Source organism: Paenibacillus forsythiae T98, assembly GCF_000520735.1.
Taxonomy (GTDB): Bacteria; Bacillota; Bacilli; order Paenibacillales; family Paenibacillaceae; genus Paenibacillus_AQ; species Paenibacillus_AQ forsythiae.
In genome coordinates this window covers 1-2,389 of sequence record NZ_ASSC01000717.1, presented here as the reverse complement: position 1 = coordinate 2,389, position 2,389 = coordinate 1, and the positions used below count along the sequence as shown (strand labels likewise).

Here is a 2,389-nt window from a genome sequence, read left to right as displayed (position 1 = left end):
GCGAGGTGGAGACGGTCGCCCATTACAGAGCGGCTGCCAAGTTCATGCCGAAGGTCGATTTCATCCTCGATATCGGCGGCCAGGATATGAAATGCATCAAAATCCGGGGCGGCGTCATCGACAGCCTCATGCTGAACGAGGCCTGCTCGGCGGGCTGCGGCTCGTTTCTGGAGAGCTTCGCCTCGGCGCTCGGGCTGGGCGTCGCGGAGTTCGCGGAGGCCGCGCTTAAGGCGGAGGACCCGGTCAACCTCGGCTCGCGCTGCACCGTGTTCATGAACTCCAAGGTGAAGCAGGCCCAGAAGGAAGGGGCGTCCCTGTCCGGTCTTTCTGCGGGGTTGGCCTATTCCGTCATCAAGAACGCCTTACAGAAGGTAATCAAAATCCGCAGGTTTGACGAGCTGGGAGAGCATATCATCGTGCAGGGCGGCACGTTCTACAACGAAGCGGTGCTGCGCGCATTTGAGCAGCTGACGGGAAGAACGGTCATCCGCCCGGATATCGCGGGTGTAATGGGAGCCTACGGCTGCGCCCTGCTCGCCAGAGAGAACGCGGCGGAGAGCGGCGTCAGCACACTGCTCGGACCGCAGGAACTGGAGAGCTTTACCTACGAGGTGACCCAGGGCCGGTGCGGACGCTGCGGCAATAATTGCCCGCTGACCATCAGCCGCTTCCCGGACCGCAGCTTCCATGTGACCGGCAACCGCTGCGAGCGGGGGGCCGGAGGGAAGAAGGAGAAGAACAAGCTGCCGAACCTGATGCAGTACAAATATGACCGCTTCTTTGACTACGAGCCTTTGCCGGGTGCGGAGGCGGTACGGGGCGTTGTCGGACTGCCGCGCGCCATGAACCTGTTCGAGAATTATCCGTTCTGGCACACGTTCTTCACCGCGCTTCGCTACAAGGTGGTACTGTCCCCGAAATCGGACAAAAAGCTGTACGAAAGCGGAATGGACACGATTCCGTCCGAAGCGGTCTGCTATCCGGCCAAGATGGCCCACGGCCATGTGCAGAGCCTGCTTGAGCAGGGCGTGGATTTCATCTTCTATCCTGCCATCGTGTACGAGAAGAAAGAGGACAAGAGCGCCGACAACCATTATAACTGCCCGGTCGTTGCCTCATATCCGGAGGTCATCCGCAACAATATGGACGGCCTCAGGGAGAAGAACATCACGCTCGTCAGCCCGTTCCTGACCTTTGACGACACCCAGGCGCTGGTCAAAGGGCTGGCGCGGACCTTCCCTGACATCCCGCGTGACGAAATTTCCGCCGCCGTGAGGGCCGGCCAGGCGGAAGCCGAGCGGGCCAAGAGCGATTTGCGGCGAAAGGGCGAGGAGACGCTGTCGTTCCTTGAGGAAACCGGAACCAAGGGCATCCTGCTCTGCGGCCATCCTTACCATGCCGATCCGGAAATCAACCACGGAATCGCGGAGCTTATCACCGGTATGGGGCTGGCGGTTCTTACCGAGGATGCGGTCTTTCACCGGGGAAGCGAAGAGAGCGACATCAGCATCGTCAACCAATGGACCTATCACGCCCGGATATATAGAGCCGCACGGCTTGCGGCGTCCCGCAGCGATCTTGAGCTGGTGCAGCTCACCTCGTTCGGCTGCGGCATCGACGCCATTACCTCCGACGCGGTGCAGGAGATTATGGAGCGGAAGGGCAAGGTGTATACGCTGATCAAGATCGACGAGATCAGCAATCTGGGCGCGGCCCGCATCCGGCTGCGCTCGCTAGTCGCGGCGATGCGCGAGCGTGAGCAAGGAGAGACCGCGCCGCGCGTAGTCACGGCAGAGGAGCAGAGAGTAACCTTTACGAAGGACATGAAGTCGGCGTATACGATTCTCGCGCCGCAAATGTCACCGATTCACTTCGAGCTGTTCGAGCGGGTGTTCCGGGATTTCGGCTACCGGCTCAAGGTGCTTGAGAAGTCCGGTCCCGAGGAGACGGAGGAAGGGCTGAAGTATGTCAATAACGACGCCTGCTATCCGGCGATTGTGACCATCGGCCAAATTCTGTCGGCGCTCCAGAGCGGCGATTACGATCCGGACCGGACGGCGGTCATCATGTCGCAGACGGGCGGCGGCTGCCGGGCAACGAATTATATTTCCCTGCTGCGCAAGGCGCTTAAGGATGCGGGGCTCGGAAAGATTCCGGTTCTGTCGCTGAACGCATCGGGTCTTGAGAACCAGCCGGGCTTCAAGATCGGGTTCAAAATGATCAACCGGATGTTCGCCGCCGCCTGCTACGGAGATCTGCTCATGCGGCTCTTGTACCGGTTCAGACCGTACGAGAAGGTCCCGGGAAGCGCCGAGGCCCTGTTCCGCCAAGGGATGGAGCGCTGCAAGGACAGCCTGTCCTCCTTCTCGTTCCGTGAGTACAAGCGGCT

At 60.7% G+C, this 2,389-nt stretch carries 1 protein-coding gene; it reads left to right on the top strand.

Features of this window, described 5'->3' with window-relative positions; all coding sequences use genetic code 11:
* Positions 1-2,389: acyl-CoA dehydratase activase-related protein (locus L692_RS0121945; protein ID WP_025702144.1), on the top strand; the 2,389-nt coding region annotated here is incomplete at both ends.